Annotated in this window: 16 protein-coding genes and 1 pseudogene; 11 read left to right on the forward strand and 6 right to left on the reverse strand. The window is 71.0% G+C overall.

All coding sequences use genetic code 11. The features are described from left to right. Positions 1-54 precede the first annotated feature (54 nt). From cobF to AWC30_RS07365, 5 genes and pseudogenes are all read left to right on the forward strand, one after another. Positions 55-810, forward strand: a complete 756-nt coding sequence (cobF, locus tag AWC30_RS07345; protein ID WP_085109544.1) for a precorrin-6A synthase (deacetylating) — start codon at positions 55-57, stop codon at positions 808-810. 9 nt (positions 811-819) lie between these two features. Next, a complete protein-coding gene (locus AWC30_RS07350; RefSeq protein WP_085109545.1) occupies positions 820-1218 on the forward strand; it encodes a phage holin family protein in 399 nt (132 codons plus the stop codon). After that, positions 1205-1870 carry a phosphatase PAP2 family protein gene (locus tag AWC30_RS07355; protein WP_133053671.1) on the forward strand — a complete coding sequence of 222 codons (666 nt, stop codon included), beginning with the start codon at positions 1205-1207 and terminating at the stop codon, positions 1868-1870. Before AWC30_RS07350 ends, AWC30_RS07355 begins: the two co-directional genes overlap by 14 nt. Further along, positions 1848-2710 (forward strand): annotated as a pseudogene (locus tag AWC30_RS07360) (Fpg/Nei family DNA glycosylase). The gene AWC30_RS07355 and the pseudogene AWC30_RS07360 overlap by 23 nt, the downstream one beginning before the upstream one ends. Positions 2711-2759: 49 nt before the next feature. After that, positions 2760-3509, forward strand: coding sequence for an SDR family oxidoreductase (locus tag AWC30_RS07365; RefSeq protein WP_085109547.1), 750 nt, complete (start codon positions 2760-2762; stop codon positions 3507-3509). 16 nt (positions 3510-3525) lie between these two features. Here AWC30_RS07365 and pgi read toward each other — a convergent pair whose 3' ends face one another. The 3 genes from pgi to AWC30_RS07380 form a co-directional block, all read right to left on the reverse strand. Beyond that, on the reverse strand, positions 3526-5187 hold the full coding sequence (gene pgi / locus AWC30_RS07370) for a glucose-6-phosphate isomerase (RefSeq protein WP_085109548.1): 1662 nt from the start codon (positions 5185-5187) through the stop codon (positions 3526-3528). A 31-nt stretch (positions 5188-5218) separates the two neighbouring features. Then, complete coding sequence (gene ric / locus AWC30_RS07375; protein ID WP_085109549.1) at positions 5219-5902, reverse strand: iron-sulfur cluster repair di-iron protein; 684 nt, start codon at positions 5900-5902, stop codon at positions 5219-5221. A 125-nt stretch (positions 5903-6027) separates the two neighbouring features. Further along, positions 6028-6342, reverse strand: coding sequence for a chorismate mutase (locus AWC30_RS07380; RefSeq protein WP_085109705.1), 315 nt, complete (start codon positions 6340-6342; stop codon positions 6028-6030). A 199-nt stretch (positions 6343-6541) separates the two neighbouring features. Here AWC30_RS07380 and pcrA point away from each other — a divergent pair, with 199 nt between their 5' ends. Then, positions 6542-8875: a DNA helicase PcrA gene (gene pcrA / locus AWC30_RS07385; protein ID WP_085109550.1), complete on the forward strand. Its 2334-nt coding sequence runs from the start codon at positions 6542-6544 to the stop codon at positions 8873-8875. Positions 8876-8885: 10 nt separating this feature from the next. Here pcrA and AWC30_RS07390 read toward each other — a convergent pair whose 3' ends face one another. Together AWC30_RS07390 and AWC30_RS07395 are read right to left on the reverse strand one after the other, a co-directional pair. Then, complete coding sequence (locus AWC30_RS07390; protein WP_085109551.1) at positions 8886-9320, reverse strand: hypothetical protein; 435 nt, start codon at positions 9318-9320, stop codon at positions 8886-8888. A 72-nt stretch (positions 9321-9392) separates the two neighbouring features. Beyond that, on the reverse strand, positions 9393-10451 hold the full coding sequence (locus tag AWC30_RS07395) for a M23 family metallopeptidase (RefSeq protein WP_085109552.1): 1059 nt from the start codon (positions 10449-10451) through the stop codon (positions 9393-9395). A gap of 292 nt (positions 10452-10743) precedes the next feature. Here AWC30_RS07395 and sucC point away from each other — a divergent pair, with 292 nt between their 5' ends. From sucC to AWC30_RS07410, 3 genes are read left to right on the forward strand one after another with little or no spacing between them, the layout of a single operon-like run. Then, positions 10744-11919: an ADP-forming succinate--CoA ligase subunit beta gene (sucC, locus tag AWC30_RS07400; RefSeq protein ID WP_085109553.1), complete on the forward strand. Its 1176-nt coding sequence runs from the start codon at positions 10744-10746 to the stop codon at positions 11917-11919. Positions 11920-11922: 3 nt separating this feature from the next. Further along, entirely contained in the window at positions 11923-12825 is a 903-nt protein-coding gene (gene sucD / locus AWC30_RS07405) for a succinate--CoA ligase subunit alpha (protein WP_085109554.1), read from the forward strand. 16 nt (positions 12826-12841) lie between these two features. After that, positions 12842-14380: an acetyl-CoA acetyltransferase gene (locus AWC30_RS07410; RefSeq protein ID WP_085109555.1), complete on the forward strand. Its 1539-nt coding sequence runs from the start codon at positions 12842-12844 to the stop codon at positions 14378-14380. On the opposite strand, the gene AWC30_RS07415 is transcribed toward AWC30_RS07410, so the two are convergent. Then, positions 14377-15222 (reverse strand): LLM class F420-dependent oxidoreductase, encoded by an 846-nt coding sequence (locus AWC30_RS07415; RefSeq protein ID WP_085109556.1) that lies wholly within the window; start codon positions 15220-15222, stop codon positions 14377-14379. The two genes, AWC30_RS07410 and AWC30_RS07415, sit on opposite strands and share 4 nt — an antisense overlap. A gap of 173 nt (positions 15223-15395) precedes the next feature. Between AWC30_RS07415 and AWC30_RS07420 the strand changes: the two genes are divergently transcribed. Both AWC30_RS07420 and AWC30_RS07425 read left to right on the forward strand, forming a co-directional pair. Beyond that, positions 15396-16259 (forward strand): DUF5336 domain-containing protein, encoded by an 864-nt coding sequence (locus AWC30_RS07420; RefSeq protein WP_085109557.1) that lies wholly within the window; start codon positions 15396-15398, stop codon positions 16257-16259. Between the two features lie 49 nt (positions 16260-16308). Beyond that, positions 16309-17754, forward strand: coding sequence for a cell division protein PerM (locus AWC30_RS07425; protein WP_085109558.1), 1446 nt, complete (start codon positions 16309-16311; stop codon positions 17752-17754). The last annotated feature ends 3 nt before the right edge of the window (positions 17755-17757 follow it).

The following is a 17757-nucleotide window of genomic DNA, read 5'->3' on the forward strand; positions in this document are numbered from 1 at the left end:
TGTCAATACCCACGGTACCGGATACCTTCGCGTACGGCTGGCTACCCTGCGGGGATGCGTGTTCTGCGGGTCATCGGCATCGGCGTAGGCGACCCCGCCCACCTCACCGTGCAGGCGGTGACCGCCCTCAACGAGACACAGGTGTTCTTCGTCGTCGACAAGGGCGAGACCAAACGCGAACTCGCCGACCTGCGCCGCCGCATCTGCGCCCGCTACATCGAGCGGCCCGGCTACCGGTTCGTCGAACTGGCCGAGCCGGCGCGTGCCGACGGCGGCGACTACCGGCGGGCCGTCGCCGACTGGCACGCCGCGCGCGCCGCGATCTGGGCGGAGGCGATCGCCACCGAACTCGGCCCGCACGACGTCGGCGCCTTCCTGGCCTGGGGCGACCCCGCGCTCTACGACAGCACCCTGCGCATCCTCGACGCCGTCGCCACCCGCGTCGAGCTGCGCTACGAGGTGATCCCGGGCATCACCGCGGTGCAGGCGCTGACCGCCGCGCACGGCATCCCGCTCAACGAGGTCGGCGAGCCGGTGCTGATCACCACCGGCAGGCAACTGCGCACCCACGGGCTGACCGGCACCGCGGTGGTCATGCTCGACGGCGACTGTTCGTTCACCCACTGCCCGCCGCAGACCCGCATCTGGTGGGGCGCCTACCTGGGCAGTGCGGACCAGCTGCTGATCGCCGGCACGGTCGGGGAGGTCGGCGAACAGATCCGCGCGGTGCGTGCGCAGGCCCGGGCCCGGCACGGCTGGCTCATGGACACCTATCTCTTGCGGCCCGCGGCGGCGCACGACGTGGCATGATCGGCGGCCATGGGACCGTTCCTGCTGCGAGCCGCACTCACCGGCCTGGCGCTGTGGGTGGTGACCCTGCTGGTCGGCGGCATCGACTTCGTCGGCGGGCAGACCACCGCGCAGAAGGCCGGCATCGTCTTCGTCGTCGCGGTGATCTTCGGTCTGGTCAACGCCTTCATCAAACCGATCGTGCAGATCCTGTCGATCCCGCTCTACGTGCTGACGCTGGGACTGTTCCACGTCGTGGTCAACGCCTTCATGCTCTGGCTGACCGCCTGGATCACCGAGCACACCACCCATTGGGGACTGCGCATCGAGCACTTCTGGTGGACCGCGATCTGGGCGGCGATCGTGCTGTCGGTGGTCAGTTGGCTGCTGTCGCTGGTGGTGCGTGACGTCGGTCGTGTCACCCGCTGACCGCAGGTCGACGGTGGTCGCCGCCGCGTTGATCGCGGCCCTGGCGGCCGGTTTCGCCGCCCTGACCCTGGCGGTGGCCCGCACCCCGGCCGGTCCGGACGTGGACCGCCAGGTGATGGACTGGTTCGTCGCCCAACGCCGCGACTGGCTGACCCCGCTGCTGGTGGCGGCCACCCACGCCAGCGGCAGGCAGGCCGTCGCGGTCGCCGCGCTGGCCGCCGCAGCGCTGCTGTGGTGGCGGCGACGCCGGCTGCTTCCCGCCGTCGTGGTCGCCGGTACCTGCGCGGCGGCCGGGCTCATCGGCGTCGCGGTCAAACACCTGGCCGGTGTCGACCGGCCCCCACCCGCGGTGCACGTAGTGGCCAAGACCGGGCCGGCGTTCCCGTCCGGGCACGTCACCTACAGCCTGGCGCTACTCGGCATCCTCGCGGTGGTCCTCGGCGCCGGCCGCAGCACCCGGGTGCGGGCGGCGCTGGCGGCCGCGGTCGCGGCGATCACCGGGCTGATCGGGGTGGCACGGCTCTATCTCGGGGTGCACTGGTTCACCGACGTGGTCGGCGGGGTGCTGCTGGCGCTGGCCGTGATCGGAACGGGCGCGCTGGTGCTGCGGGCCGGGCAGACTGGAAGCCATGCCCGAACTGCCCGAGGTTGAGGCGCTCGCGGAGTTCCTGCGCCGCCACGCCGTCGGCCGGACCGTCGGCCGCGTCGACCTGGCCGCCTTCTCGGTGCTCAAGACCGTCGACCCGCCGATCGGGACGCTGACCGGTCGAGCGGTGACCGACGCCCGGCGCTGGGGCAAGTACCTCGGGGTGGTCGCAGGCGATCTGGTGCTGATCGTCCACCTGGCCCGGGCGGGCTGGCTGCGCTGGTCGGAGCGGTTGCCCGCGGCGCCGCCGCGACCCGGCCGCGGCCCGCTCGCGCTGCGGGTGCACCTCGGCGCCCCGGGGGAGGGCCCGGCTTCGACCTCACCGAGGCCGGCACCCAGAAACGGCTGGCGGTGTGGCTGGTCGCCGATCCCGCCGCCGTGCCGGGCATCGCCGCGCTGGGCCCCGACGCCCGCACGCTCGGCGAGACCGGCCTGGCCGAGATCCTGGCCGCCCACAACGGTCGGATCAAGACGGTGCTCACCGACCAGAAGGCCATCGCCGGAATCGGCAACGCCTACAGCGACGAGATCCTGCACACCGCGCGACTGTCCCCGTTCGCGACGGCCGCCACCCTGTCCGGCGCGCAGGTCGGCGCCCTGCACGCCGCGATGCGAGAGGTGCTCACCGACGCCACCTCCCGCTCGGTGGGCCTGCAGGCGGCCACCCTCAAGGGCGAGAAACGCTCCGGGATGCGGGTGCACGGGCGGACCGGGCTGCCCTGCCCGGTCTGCGGGGACACCGTGCGGGAGGTGTCGTTCAGTGAGCGGTCCTTCCAGTACTGCCCGACCTGCCAGACCGGCGGCAAGGTACTGGCCGACCGGCGGATGTCGCGGCTGCTGAAGTAGCCGGCCGGGCGGTTCCTTGACAGCTGTCGAGTCGGGCTATCCTGTCCGCGTGACTCGCCAGAAGATCCTCATCACCGGGGCCAGTTCGGGGCTCGGCGCCGGCATGGCCCGCGCCTTCGCCGCCAAGGGCCGCGACCTGGCGCTCTGCGCCCGCCGCCTCGACCGGCTCGAGGAGCTCAAGGCCGAACTGACCGGCCGGCACCCCGGGATCACGGTTGCGATCGGCGAACTCGACGTCAACGACCACGAGCAGGTGCCCGTGGTGTTCGCGGAGCTCGCCGCCGAGCTGGGCGGGCTGGACCGGGTGGTGGTCAACGCCGGCATCGGCAAGGGCTGGCCGCTGGGCGAGGGCAAACTGTGGGCCAACAAGGCCACCATCGAGACGAACCTGGTCTCCGCGCTGGTGCAGATCGAGACCGCGCTGGAGATGTTCAAGAAGTCCGGCAGCGGGCACCTGGTGCTGATCTCCTCGGTGCTGGGCAACAAAGGGGTGCCGGGGCTCAAGGCCGCCTACGCGGCCAGCAAGGCCGGCCTGACCTCGCTGGGGGAGTCGCTGCGCGCGGAGTACACCAGTGGCCCGATCAAGGTCACCGTCATCGAACCGGGCTACATCGAATCGGAGATGACCGCCAAGTCGAACTCGACGCTGCTGATGGTCGACAACGAGACCGGCGTCAAGGCGATGGTCAACGCGATGGAACGGGAGGCGGGCCGGGCGGTGGTCCCGGCCTGGCCGTGGCTGCCGCTGGTGACGCTAATGCGCCGGTTGCCGCCGCGGTTCACCAAGCGGTTCGCCTGAGCCGAGCGGCCTCTGCTCAACCGGCCCGGCCCCGCTCGGCGCGGTAGCGGCGCACCAGCGCGTCGGTGGAGCTGTCCGACTGGGCGGCCGGCGCCGCATCGGCGGTGAGCACCGGCTCCAGTTCCTTGGCCTGTTTCTTGCCGAGCTCCACACCCCACTGGTCGAACGAGTCGATGCCCCAGACCACGCCCTCGGTGAACACCTGGTGCTCGTAGAGGGCGATCAGTTGGCCCAGCACCGACGGGGTCAATCGGGTGGCCAGGATCGAGGTGCTGGGCCGGTTGCCGGGCATCACCTTGTGCGGCACCACCGCCGCCGGGGTGTCCTCGGCGGCGATCTCCTCGGCGGTCTTGCCGAACGCCAACACCTTGGTCTGAGCGAAGAAGTTGCTCATCAGCAGGTCATGCATGCTGCCGTCGCCGTCGGCGGTCGGCAGGTCGTCCACCGGCCGGGCGAACCCGATGAAATCTGCGGGCACCAGCCGGGTGCCCTGGTGCAGCAACTGGAAGAAGGCGTGCTGACCGTTGGTTCCCGGCTCGCCCCAGAAGATCTCGCCGGTGTCGGTGGTGACCGGGCTGCCGTCACGGCGCACCGACTTACCGTTCGACTCCATCGTCAGCTGCTGCAGATAGGCCGGGAAACGGGCCAGGTCGTCGGCGTAGGGCAACACCGCGCGGGACTGGGCACCGAAGAAGTTCGAGTACCACACCCCGATCAGCCCGAGCAGCGCCGGCGCGTTGGCCTCCAGCGGTGCGGTGCGGAAATGCTCGTCGACGAGATGGAACCCGGCGAGGAACTCCGCGAAGCGCTCCCGGCCGATCGTCGCCATCAACGACAGCCCGATCGCCGAGTCGACGGAGTAGCGGCCGCCCACCCAGTCCCAGAACCCGAACATGTTTTCCGGGTCGATCCCGAACCGCGTGACCCGGTCCCGGTTGGTGGAGACCGCGACGAAATGCTTCGCGACCGCATCCTCACCGAGGGCGTCGGTCAGCCAGCGCCGGGCCGCCGCCGCGTTGGTGAGGGTCTCCAGCGTGGAGAACGTCTTCGATGCGACCACGAACAGGGTGCTGGCCGGGTCGAGGTCGGCGAGGGTGGCCACCAGGTCGGTCGGGTCGATGTTGGAGACGAACCGCGCGCTGATCCCGGCGTCGGCGTAGTGCCGCAGCGCGCGATAGGCCATGGCCGGCCCCAGGTCCGACCCGCCGATGCCGATGTTGACCACGCAGCGGATCGGCGCGCCGGTGGCCCCGGTCCAGCTGCCGTCGCGCAGCCGGTCGGTGAACTCGCCCATCGCATCGAGCACGGCGTGCACGTCGGCGGTGACGTCGCGGCCGTCGACGGTCAACGTCGCGCCGCGGGGCAGCCGCAGCGCGGTGTGCAGCACCGCGCGGTCCTCGGAGGTGTTGATGTGCTCCCCGGCGAACATCGCGTCGCGGCGCTCCTCGAGCCCGGCGGCGCGGGCCAACTCGCACAGCAGGCGCACCGTCTCGGCGGTGATCCGGTGCTTGCTGTAGTCGATGTAGAGGTCGCCGACGCCGAGCGTGAACGTCCGGCCCCGGTCACCGTCGTCAGCGAACAGCTCGCGCAGGTGGGTGTCCCCGATGCGACGGTGGTGGTCGGTCAGCGCTTTCCAGGCCGCGCTGGCCGTGATGTCCGGAAGCTCAGCGGCGCTCATACTCCGAGGGTAACCGCCGGGTGCGGCGGGCTCAGCCCGCCGCGAGCACCCGCGGGTAGAGCACGTTGTTCTCCTTGTGCACGTGCATGTGCAGGTCGGTTTCGATCTCCTCGAGACCGGTCAGCATCGCCATGTAGGAGCCGCAGGCGTCGGCGGGCACCGTGTAGTCGGCGGTGAGGCGACGCAACTCGGCGAGCAGGCCACCGGCGTTGTCGTGCTCGACCATGTTCTCCTTGAGCAGGCTGCGCAGTTCCTCCGAGAGCGGGCCGTCCTCACCGGCGCGGGCGGTGATCTTCGGGAACAGGTCGGTCTCCTCCTCGCGCAGGTGCGGCTCGATGCCGCCGCGCAGCTTGCCGAAGACCTCGCGAACCTGGATCAGCTCGCTGTGGTTGGGGCCGTGCACCCGCGCCACCTTGTCCACCAGCGCGCCCACCCGGGGAAACTCCTCCCACAGGAACTGGTGGTGGGTGCCGACGATGTGCTCGACGAGGGCCGCGTCGTCGAGATCGGCCCAGGCCTCCTGCCGGCCGGGCGCCTCACTGGCCAGCGCCGCCAACACCTCGTCGACCGGGATCTGGGCTTCCTCGCAGGCCTCGCGCACCGGGCGCTGGCCGTGGCAGCAGTAGTCGATGCCGAAGCGGTCCAGGATCCGGGTGCGGGACGGGTCGGCGGTGACGATGTCGCCGAGGATCGTGTCGGGCGTGTAGGTGGTCATCGCGATCTCCTTCGAGGTCGGTGCGGTGTGGCCGAGCCTGCACGCCCGGTGATCGTGCCAACACCGGCGCCGTCGGCGGATATTCCACCGGCCGGCAAACCTACGCGGGAAACCTGTGCGGGAGGTCAGTGACCGAGGCGGCCGCGGCCCAGGCGCAGCAACAGCATCGCCAGGTCCTTGCCGTCGGGACCGAGTTCGCTGTAGCGCTCGATCACCTTCATCTCCCGGCTGTGCACCAGCCGGGTGCCGCCGGAGGCCATCCGGGCCTTGCCGATGGCCTGCGACACCTCGGTGCGCCGCTTGACCGCGGCGAGGATCTCGGCGTCGAGCCGGTCGATCTCGTGCCGCAGTTCGTCGATGGTGGGCGCCTCGGTGGCGGTCTCTGCGCTCATGGGGGTCGACTCCGTACTCTGAGTGTTCTCGGCGGGTTCTGGTCTCATCTGCACTCCGGCCTCACACAACAGGCGAACCCCGGATCTGCGTCGCGGACCACGGGGCTCAGAAGACAGCTACCCCACCGGTTCCGCGGTGGCGGACCGGTAGAAAAATCGAAGCTGCACGTCGAGCACGAATCGAGTGTGCCACCCGGGCTGTGCCAGCGCAAAACCTGTCCACCGGCGGCGGTAGGTTGGTCTGGACATGAGTGTGCACGCCGACCCAGGACTCCACCCGGCCTCCGGGCCCGCCGCCCTGCTGGAGGCGCTCAACCCGCAGCAACGGCGGGCGGTGCTGCACGAGGGCACCCCGCTGCTGATCGTCGCCGGTGCCGGGTCGGGCAAGACGGCGGTGCTGACCCGACGGATCGCCTACCTGCTGGCCGCCCGCGACGTCGGGGTCGGGCAGGTCCTGGCGATCACGTTCACCAACAAGGCCGCCGCCGAGATGCGCGAGCGGGTGGTGGACCTGATCGGGCCGCGGGCCCTGTCGATGTGGGTGTCGACCTTCCACTCCACCTGCGTGCGCATCCTGCGCAGCCAGGCCGCGCTCCTGCCGGGGCTGAACTCCAACTTCTCCATCTACGACGCCGACGACTCCCGGCGGCTGCTGCTGATGGTCGCCCGGGACATCGGCCTGGACGTCAAGCGGTACACCCCGCGGCTGCTGGCCAACGCCATCTCGAACCTGAAGAACGAGCTGATCGACCCGGACCGGGCGCTGAGCGATCTCACCGAGGACTCCGACGACCTGGCCCGCACCGTGGCCGGGGTCTACGCCGAGTACCAGCGGCGGCTGCGGGCGGCCAACGCGCTGGACTTCGACGACCTGATCGGCGAGACCGTCGGGCTGCTGCAGGCCTTCCCGCAGGTCGCCCAGCACTACCGGCGCCGGTTCCGCCACATCCTGGTCGACGAGTACCAGGACACCAACCACGCCCAGTACGTGCTGGTGCGCGAACTCACCGGGCACGGCGAACAGCAGGACATCCCGCCGGCCGAGCTGTGCGTGGTCGGCGACGCCGACCAGTCGATCTACGCCTTCCGCGGTGCCACGATCCGCAACATCGAGGACTTCGAACGCGACTACCCCGACGCCACCACGATCCTGCTGGAGCAGAACTACCGCTCCACCCAGACCATCCTGTCGGCGGCCAACGCGGTGATCGCCCGCAACGCGGGGCGTCGGGAGAAGCGGCTGTGGACCGACGCCGGCGAGGGCGAACCGATCGTCGGCTACGTCGCCGACAACGAGCACGACGAAGCCCGATTCGTGGCCGCCGAGATCGACGCGCTGGCCGACGGCGGGGACATCACCTACAACGACGTCGCGGTGTTCTACCGCACCAACAACGCCTCCCGCGCGTTGGAGGAGGTGTTCATCCGCACCGGCATCCCCTACAAGGTGGTCGGGGGGGTGCGGTTCTACGAGCGCAAGGAGATCCGCGACCTCGTCGCGTACCTGCGGGTGCTGGACAACCCGGCCGACACCGTCAGCCTGCGGCGCATCCTCAACACCCCGCGCCGCGGCATCGGGGAGCGCGCCGAGGCGTGCGTGGCGGTGCACGCGGAGAACACCGGTGTCGGCTTCGGTGAGGCGTTGCGGGCCGCCGCCGACGGCGCGGTGCCGCTGCTCAACACCCGTGCGGTGAAAGCGATCAGCGGCTTCGTCGAGTTGCTCGACGGGCTGCGATCCGGCCTCGATGAGGGGTTGGGTGAACTGGTGGAAGCGGTGCTGGAACGCACCGGCTACCGCGCGGAACTGGAGTCCTCCCACGATCCGCAGGACCTGGCCCGGCTGGACAACCTCAACGAACTGGTCAGTGTCGCACACGAATTCAGCACAGACCGGGAGAACCGGTCGGCGCTGGCCGACGAGGAGGGCGCCGCCGATGCCGAGGCCGGCGCCGAGGGCGACGTCCCGGAGACCGGGGAGCTCGCCGAGTTCCTGGAACGGGTCTCACTGGTCAGCGACACCGACGACATCCCGGAACACGACTCCGGAATGGTCACGCTGATGACGCTGCACACCGCCAAAGGCCTTGAGTTCCCGGTGGTATTCGTCACCGGCTGGGAGGACGGCATGTTCCCGCACATGCGGGCTCTGGGTGACGTCGCCGAACTCGCCGAGGAGCGACGGCTGGCCTACGTCGGGATCACCCGGGCCCGGCAGCGGCTGTATGTCAGCCGGGCCAAGATCCGCTCGTCCTGGGGCCAGCCGATGCTCAACCCCGAATCCCGGTTCCTGCAGGAGATCCCGGCCGACCTCATCGACTGGCGCCGCCTGGACACCGCACCGGCGTTCAGCGCGCCGGTCAGCGGCTTCGGCCACGAGCGCAGGGCGGCGCCGGCGCGGCCCGCCAACCGGCGCCCGCCGCTGGCATTGCAACCCGGCGACCGGGTCACCCACGACAAGTACGGGCTGGGCCGTGTCGAGGAGGTCTCCGGGGTGGGCGAGTCGGCGATGTCGCTGATCGACTTCGGCAGTGCCGGGCGGGTCAAGCTGATGCACAACCACGCCCCGATCACCAAGCTGTAGCCGCCGGCGCTCAGCGCCGCGAGAGGCTCGGGTGCAGCCAGGACCGGGTGGAGGGCATCAACGCCAGCACGGTGATCGTGGCGGGCACCACCAGCAGCGCCACGTCGCGGGAGCGCATCGGGTCGGCGAGCACCGCGAACACGCTCGCGGCGATCGCGACCACGTTGGCCCCCACGATGATCCACAGCCCGGTCGCATGCCGGCGCAGCAGCAGGATCCCGCCGACGAGCAGGCAGCAGGCCAGCGCGGAGGCGGCCAGCAGCACCAGCGCGCCGATCGGCAGGGGGCCGGCCGACTCGTTCATCGACACCGGCAGCAATATCCAGAGCAGTTGGAAGGCCAGCAGCAGAAGGCTGCTGAACAGAAGGAACGCACCCGTGAGGATGCTCAGCCAGCCGGCCAGCAGCGCGGTTCGGCTGCTGGCCGAGGGTGGGTCAGGGTCCATCTTGTTGACGCTAGCAGGAGGTGGGGGAGGGGCGTAGTCGCCGGATCGGTCCGCCGGGCGGCCGGGGCCGGGTCAGCCGGCGAAGTTGCCGATGTTGATGCCGCGCTGGGCCAGCCACGGCAGCGGGTCCACCCGGCTGGTGCCGTTGAGCAGCACCTCGAAGTGGCAGTGCGGCCCGGTGGAGAAACCCCGGTTGCCCATGGTGGCGATCTGGTCGCCGGCCATCACCCGCTCGCCGACGCTGACCGTCCAGGTGTTGACGTGGCCGTAGAGGGTGACGGTGCCGTCGCTGTGGCGCACCTTGACCAGGGCGCCGTACCCGGCGGCCGGCCCGGCCTCGATGACCACACCGTCGGAGGCAGCCAGAATCGGCGTGCCGATCGAGTTGGCGATGTCGATGCCGGCGTGCAGCGAACCCCACCGGTAGCCGAAGCTGGAGGTGAAGATCCCGGTGGTCGGCGCCACGAACAGTGGCCGCTGCAGCCGGGCTTCGCGTTCGGCGCGCTCCTGGGCGTAGGCGACACCCTTGGCGAACTCCTCGTCGTGCGCGGCGAAGCTGGCGGCCGGCTTGACGGTGATGACCTGCATGCCGCGCGGCGCGGGCGCGTCGGCGGTGCGGGCCAGCGGGGCCTGCTCGGCGACCAGCATCGGCTGCTGCGAGGTGGACTCGTCGGTCTGGCCGGTGGTGCTGTGCGCGGCGGCGGCCACCGCACCGATGGCCATGGCGCCGATGAGGACCCGGCCGCGCACCGCCCCGGCGGCGGCCTTGCGGTGCTGGGCCCGGCGGTGGTTCGCGGCGACGTCACCGACGGTCAGCTCCAGCGGGGACGGGTCTTCGGCGCTGTGCAGGTCGTCGAGTTCGGGGGCCTCGAGCACCTCGGTGGCGTCCGGGTCCTCGGCCGTGGCATCGCAGGCGGGAACGTCGGGTCGGGCTTCCGCCAGGACGGCGTCTTCGGGAACGGCGGCGTCCGCGGAGCGGAACTCACGTTCGGCGAGCGCCTCCAGGCCCTCAAGGAACTCGTCGATCGGGATGATGTCGGTCACATCGTTGCCGACGGGAGCGGAAAACCGGTCGCGCAACCGCCGCGAAGCCTCTGAAAAAGCAGACTGCTCGCTGCGATGCTGCGTCACCCGGAAACTTCCCTCTGGTCTGTAACCATACCGTTATCTCAAGCCCAGGAGAGAGTAGCGACGCGGATGTGACGCTGGCAAGCCCGGGCCGACACCCGCCGCCGAATGTGGCGGGTATCACGTTTGATTCCCGGGTGATGTTCACCACACGGTCGAGGTGAGATGCACCACAGCGCCGGGAGCCGACGCGGGAACCCGCCGGCCGGGTCGCTACAGTTCCCTGCGGGCGAGTTCCCTCGGGCCTGACCCTCTGGAGCCGTCGACGTCAGCCAGCCAGTACAAGAGTGAGGCCATGGATCTATTCGAGTACCAGGCGAAGGAACTGTTCGCCAAGCACAACGTGCCCACCACCCCGGGGCGGGTGACCGACTCGGCCGAGGACGCCAAGGCGATCGCCGAGGAGATCGGCCGCCCGGTGATGGTCAAGGCGCAGGTCAAGACCGGCGGCCGGGGTAAGGCCGGCGGCGTCAAATACGCCGCCACCCCCGAGGACGCCCTGACCCACGCGCAGAACATCCTCGGACTGGACATCAAGGGCCACGTCGTCAAGAAGCTCCTGGTCGCCGAGGCCAGCGACATCGCCGAGGAGTACTACATCTCCTTCCTGCTGGACCGGGCCAACCGGACCTACCTGGCGATGTGCTCGGTCGAGGGCGGCGTGGAGATCGAAGAGGTCGCCGCCACCAAGCCCGACCGGCTGGCCAAGGTGCCCGTCGACGCGGTCAAGGGTGTGGACCTGGCGTTCGCCCGCTCGATCGCCGAGCAGGGCCACCTGCCCGCCGAGGTGCTCGACGCGGCCGCGGTCACGATCCAGAAGCTGTGGGAGGTCTTCGTCGCCGAGGACGCCACCCTGGTGGAGGTCAACCCGCTGGTGCGCACCCCCGACGACCAGATCCTGGCGCTGGACGGCAAGGTCACCCTGGACGCCAACGCCGACTTCCGGCAGCCCGGCCACGCCGAGTTCGAGGACCGTGACGCCACCGACCCGCTGGAGCTCAAGGCCAAGGAGCACGACCTCAACTACGTCAAGCTCGACGGCGAGGTCGGCATCATCGGCAACGGCGCCGGGCTGGTCATGTCGACCCTCGACGTCACCGCCTACGCCGGGGAGAAGCACGGCGGGGTGAAGCCGGCCAACTTCCTCGACATCGGCGGGGGCGCCTCCGCGGAGGTGATGGCCGCCGGGCTCGACGTCATCCTCGGTGACCAGCAGGTCAAGAGCGTGTTCGTCAACGTGTTCGGCGGGATCACCGCCTGCGACGCGGTGGCGACCGGCATCGTCAAGGCGCTGGAGATCCTCGGCGACGCCGCCAGCAAGCCGCTGGTCGTCCGTCTCGACGGCAACAATGTCGACGAGGGCCGCCGGATCCTCACCGAGGCCAACCATCCGCTGGTGTCCCTGGTGGGCACGATGGACGAAGCCGCCGCCAAGGCCGCCGAACTGGCCTTCTCCGGAAAGGACGCGTAGTCGATGTCGATCTTCGTCAACAAGGACAGCAAGGTCATCGTTCAGGGCATCACCGGTAGCGAGGCCACCAAGCACACCGCCCGGATGCTGGCGGCGGGCACCCAGATCGTCGGCGGGGTCAACGCCCGCAAGGCCGGCACCACCGTGGCGCACAAGGACCGTGACGGCAAGGACATCGAACTGCCGGTGTTCGGCAGCGTCGCCGAGGCCATGGAGAAGACCGGCGCCGACGTCTCGATCGCGTTCGTGCCGCCGAAGTTCTCCAAGGACGCGATGATCGAGGCCATCGACGCCGAGATCCCGCTGCTGGTGGTCATCACCGAGGGCATCCCGGTGCAGGACACCGCTTACGCGTGGGCCTACAACACCGACAAGGGCAACAAGACCCGCATCGTCGGCCCCAACTGCCCGGGCATCATCACCCCCGGAGAGTGCCTGGTCGGCATCACCCCGGCCGACATCACCGGCTCCGGGCCGGTCGGGCTGGTCTCCAAGTCGGGCACCCTGACCTACCAGATGATGTACGAGCTGCGCGATTTCGGGTTCTCCACCGCGGTGGGTATCGGCGGTGACCCGGTCATCGGCACCACCCACATCGACGCGATCGAGGCCTTCGAGAAGGACCCCGCCACCAAGGTGATCGTGATGATCGGTGAGATCGGCGGGGACGCCGAGGAGCGCGCCGCCGACTACATCAAGGCCAACGTCTCCAAGCCGGTGGTCGGCTACGTCGCCGGCTTCACCGCACCGGAGGGCAAGACCATGGGTCACGCCGGGGCGATCGTGTCCGGCTCGTCGGGCACGGCGGCCGCCAAGCAGGAGGCGCTGGAGGCCGCCGGGGTGAAGGTCGGCAAGACCCCCTCGGAGACCGCCGAGTTGGCGCGGCAGATCCTGCAGAGCCTGTAACGCGTCGCGTCCGGTCATGAGCATCGACCCGCGCACGCCGCTCGTCGTCGGGGTGGGCCAGGCCGCCGAACGCATCGATGACCCGGGCTACCGGGCGATGTCACCGGTCGAGTTGGCCGCGGCCGCCGCCCGGGCGGCGACGGTCGACTGCGGTGGCGACCCCGCGGCGATCACGGCGGCGATCGACACCGTCGTCGCCACCCGGCAGTTCGAGAACTCGATCCCGCAGGCCCCGGCGCCGTTGGGGAAGTCGAACAACTTCCCCCGGTCGGTCACCCGCCGGCTGGGTGCCGACCCGGCGCGGGCGGTGCTGGACAAGGTCGGCGGGCAGGGACCTCAGCAACTGGTCAGTGAGTTCGCGGCGGGCATCGCCGCCGGCGCGGCCGACGTGGTGCTGCTCTGCGGATCCGACGCCACCTCCACCACCCGCCACTTCCGTGACGCCGAGGACAAGCCCGACTTCACCGAGAACGTCGACGGCCAGCTCGAGGACCGCGGGTTCGGCTTGGAGGAGTTCGTCGACCGCTACACGGTCAGCCACGGCCTGACCGGCGCGCCGGTGCAGTACGGGCTGCTGGAGAACGCCCGCCGGGCCCGGCTGGGGCTCAGCCCGGCCGCCTACCTGCAGTCGATGGGCGAGTTGTTCGCGCCGTTCACCGCGGTCGCCGCGGCCAACCCGCTGTCCGCGGCGCCGGTGCGGCGCAGCGTCGACGAGCTGACCACGATCAGCACCGACAACCGGATGATCTGCGACCCCTACCCACGCCTGCTGGTGGCCCGCGACCAGGTGAACCAGGGGGCGGCCACGCTGCTGATGTCGGTGGCGGCCGCCCGCCGGCTCGGCGTCCCCGAGGACCGGTGGGTGTTCCTGCACGGCCACGCCGACCTGCGCGAGCAGCAACTGCTGGCCCGACCCGACCTCAGCCGCAGCCCCGCGGCGATCACCGCGGTCACCGAGGCTCTCGCGATGGCCGGCATCGGGCTCGACGAGGTGGGCGGGCTCGACCTGTACAGCTGCTTCCCGGTCCCGGTCTTCAACATCACCGACGCCTTCGGCCTGGCCGCCGACGACCCGCGCGGGCTCACCCTGACCGGTGGGCTGCCGTTCTTCGGCGGGGCGGGCAACAACTACTCGATGCACGCGATCGCCGAGGCGGTCGCCGCGGCCCGCACCGACCCGGGACGGTTCCTGCTCGTCGGCGCCAACGGCGGCATGATGAGCAAGTACTCGGTGGGGGTCTACGCCACGACACCGACACCGTGGCGGCCCGGGCGCAGCGCCGAGTTGCAGCGCGCCGCCGACGCGGAGCCGACCGTTGCGGTCACCGAGACCGCCGCCGGACCGGCGACGATCGAGACCTACAGCGTCCGCTACGACTGGCCGACCCGCACCGGAATCGTCATCGGCCGACTGCCCGACGACAGCCGGTTCCTGGCCACCAGCGAAGACGACGACGCGGTGGCGCTGCTCTCCGACGGTGATCCGCTGGGCGCGCCGATCACCGTCCGCGCCCTGGACTACGGCAACCGGTTCAGCCTGGCCGGAGCGGGCTAGCCGGCGGCCAGCTTGCCGGCCAGCCGCTCCACGTAGCCGGCCACCTCCGCCGCGCTGCGATCCGGCAGTCCGAACAGCACCTCGGTGACCCCCAGGTCCTTCCAGCGGGCCAACTTCTCGGCGTCGGGCTTGAAGTCCAGCGCCACGATCTGCGGCGCCCCCTCGCGACCGCCGGCCGCCCAGGTGTCCTGCAGCAGCTTCACCGGGGCGTCGATGTCGAAGTCGCGCGGGGTGGTGATCCAGCCGTCGGCGCTGCGGGTGATCCACTTGAAGTTCTTCTCGGTCCCGGCCGCACCGACCAGCACCGGCACGTGCTGTTGCACCGGCTTCGGCCACGCCCAACTCGGGCCGAAGTTGACGAACTCGCCGGCGTATTCGGCTTCCTCCTGGGTCCACAGCGCCCGCATCGCCTCGAGGTACTCGCGCAACATGGTGCGCCGCCGGCCGGGCGGGACCCCGTGATCGGCGAGTTCGTCGGTGTTCCAGCCGAACCCGACGCCGACGCTGACCCGGCCGCCGGAGAGATGGTCGAGGGTGGCGATGGTTTTGGCCAGCGAGATCGGATCGTGCTCCACCGGCAGCGCCACCGCCGTCGACAGCCGGATCGTGGAGGTGACGGCCGACGCGGTGGCCAGGCTCACCCACGGGTCGAGGGTGCGCATGTAGCGGTCGTCGGGCAGCGACTCGTCCCCGGTGGTCGGGTGGGCGGCCTGCCGCTTGACCGGGATGTGAGTGTGCTCCGGCACGTAGAAGGTGGCGAAACCGTGGTCCTCGGCGAGTTTGGCCGCTGCCGCCGGGGTGATGCCGCGGTCACTGGTGAACAACACAAGCCCGTAATCCATGGCTCGAATTAGAACGTGTTCCTGTCGGCGTGGCAAGTGTGCACCGCGGCACCGGGATCGGCGGGACACCCCGGTTGCTGTGCCGCGGATGCCCCGGCGTGCGCTAGCGTGGGACACCGGATCGCGTCGCGGTGCTGCGGCGCCGTCACGGTACGTCAACCACAGGAGAGACCATGACTTACCCGCCCGGCAACCCCGGCTACCCGCCCGCGCAGCCTCCTGGCGCCTACGGAAGCCCGGCCCCGGCTTCCCCGTCCGCCGGCTTCGGTACCCCCGCCGCCGGTGAGACCAAGCTCCCGCTGATCCTCGGTGCCGCCGTCGCCGCGCTCGGCCTGCTGGCCTACCTGGCCAGCTTCGGTCCGCTGTTCAACATCGAGGGCCCGTACTCGGGCATCAGCATCACCTCCGGGGCCGGCCTGGAGATCCTGGTCGTGCTGGCAGCCGGGCTGCTGGCCGGTGTCGCGCTGCTGCCCAAGGCCAAGAACTACGCTGCGGTCGTGGCCGTGCTGTCGGTGGCCGGGTTGCTGATGATCGTCTCCGACGTCGTCAACAAGGCCGACGGCACCACCGTCGGCTGGGGCATGTGGCTGGTGCTCGTCCTGACGCTGCTGCAGGCGGCGGCCGCGGTGGCGGCGCTGCTGCTCGACGCCGGCGTGATCAGCGCCCCGGCGCCGCGCCCCAACTACGGGCAGTACGCGCCGTACGGCCAGTACGGGCCCGCGGTCGGCGGCTACTACGGTCAGCCGGGACAGCCCGGTCAGCCCGGTCAGCCGGGACAGCCCGGTCAGCCCGGCCCGTTCGGTCAGTCGCCGCAGCAGCAGGGCGGCCTTGCCGACCAGCACACCGTGGTGCACTCCTCCTACCCGTCGCAGTCCGGCGGCTACGGCGCGAGCGCGCAGCCGGGCCAGCACGCGTCGACCCCGCCGACCGGCTTCCCGAGCTACGGCTCCTCGTCCGGCAGCGGCGGCACCGGGAACGGCCCGGACAGCGGTGGTTCCGAGAGCCCCTCGTCGGGCTCCGGGCCGACCCCGTCCTGACCGGTAGCGTGCGCACCGCCGTGAGCTCCCCGCGCGCACGGTGAGGCCGGTGCCGCAGCGACCACCGGTCGGTGCCCGCCAGGCCCGTGACCTGGTGCGGGTGGCGTTCGGCCCGGCGCTGGTGGCGCTGGTCGTCATCGCCGCGATCACACTGCTTCAGCTGCTGATCGCCAACAGTGACATGACCGGCGCGCTGGGAGCGATCGCCAGCATGTGGCTCGGCGTGCACCTGGTGCCGATCACCATCGGCGGCAGCCAACTCGGTGTGCTTCCGCTGCTGCCGACGGCGCTGATGATCTGGGGGGTGGCGCGCACCACCGCACAGGCCACCTCCCCGCAGGCGTCGTGGCTGGTCACCCGCTGGATCGCGGCGTCGGCGGTGGGTGGCCCGCTGCTCATCGCCGCAATTGCGCTGGCGGTGATTCACGACGCCGCGTCGGTGATCACCGAACTGCAGACCCCCAACGCGCTGCGGGCCTTCGCCAGCGTGCTGGTGGTGCACACGATCGGCGCCGCGATCGGGATGGGCTCGCAGGTCGGCCGCCGAGTGCTCGACGCCGCCCGCCTGCCGGCCTGGGTGTCCGGCTCGGTGCGCGGCGCCACCGCCGGTGTGCTGACCCTGCTCGGGCTCTCCGGCGTCGTCACCACCATCTCGCTGGTCGTGCACTGGTCGACGATGCACGAGCTCTACGCCATCACCGATTCGCTGTTCGGTCAGCTCAGCCTCACCGCCCTCGCGGTGCTCTACGTCCCCAACGTGATCGTCGGGACCGCGGCGGTGGCGGTCGGCTCGAGCGCCCATGTGGGCTTCGCGACGTTCAGTTCCTTCACCGTGTTCGGCGGCGACATCCCGGCGCTGCCGATCCTGGCGGCCGCGCCCAGCCCGCCGCTCGGCCCCGTCTGGGTGGCGCTGCTGATCATCGGTGCCACCGCCGGGGTCGCGCTCGGGCAGCAGTGCGCCCGCCGAATCCTGCCGCCCGGTGCGGCGCTGGCGCAGCTGCTGGTCGCGGTGGTGCTGTCCGCCGCGACGATGATGCTGCTGGGCTACGCGGCGGGCGGTCAGCTGGGCAACTTCGGCGCCGTCGGCGTCGACGAGACCGCGATGGCGTTGGCGGTGCTGTTCTGGTTCGGCGTGGTCGGGCTGGCCACCGTCGTGGTGGCCGGCGGGATCCGGCTGCGGCCCAGGCCGCGACCGCAACCGGCCGCACCGGCACCCGAACCCGAACCCGACCCCGAGCACGCCGAACCCGCCGCCGGGTGGGACGCCGCACCCGAGCTGCCGGACGAGCCCGAGCAGCCCGCCCCGGTTGACCCGGAACCGGCCGACCCGCAGCCGGCCGACCCGCAACCAGCCGGCCCGCCGGTCGCCGCCGGCCCGCGGGAGGATTTCGGCGACCCCGAGGACGAGATGTTCACCGACGACATGTACCCCGACGGCACCCCCGCCGACCGGGGCGTCCCGCCGGATCCGGACCGCGACGGCCGACTAGGCTGAACC

The organism is Mycolicibacillus trivialis (assembly GCF_002102395.1).
Taxonomy (GTDB): domain Bacteria; phylum Actinomycetota; class Actinomycetes; order Mycobacteriales; family Mycobacteriaceae; genus Mycobacterium; species Mycobacterium triviale.